This is a genomic window from Streptomyces sp. GbtcB7 (genome assembly GCF_019091445.1).
Lineage (GTDB): Bacteria > Actinomycetota > Actinomycetes > Streptomycetales > Streptomycetaceae > Streptomyces > Streptomyces mirabilis.
This window is the reverse complement of record NZ_JAGXJM010000774.1, coordinates 1-230: the sequence shown is the minus strand read 5'-3', so window position 1 is coordinate 230 and position 230 is coordinate 1. Positions and strand designations below refer to the sequence as shown.

Here is a 230-nt window from a genome sequence, read left to right as displayed (position 1 = left end):
CAGTACCTCGACGTCGTTCCCGGAGAGCCAGCCCGGCTCGTACTTGGGGCTGTGGTGGCGGGTGCTAGACCAGGAGTAGTAGCGGAACCACGACTGGACGAGCCCGTTCCAGTGGGCGTACCCCGGGGCCACGGTCACCCGGGCGGACTTACCGTCCGGCTTGTTGGCCCAGATAAAGAGGGCAGCGCTGGTCTGCCGCTTGCCGCCGACCTTCCGGTCGCACCCCCCGG

1 protein-coding gene is annotated in these 230 nt (G+C 68.7%); it reads right to left on the bottom strand.

Annotation, left to right across the window (positions count from 1 at the left end):
- A partial coding sequence (locus KVT44_RS57515; protein ID WP_217577263.1) for a hypothetical protein occupies nt 1–230 on the bottom strand: 230 nt, incomplete at both ends.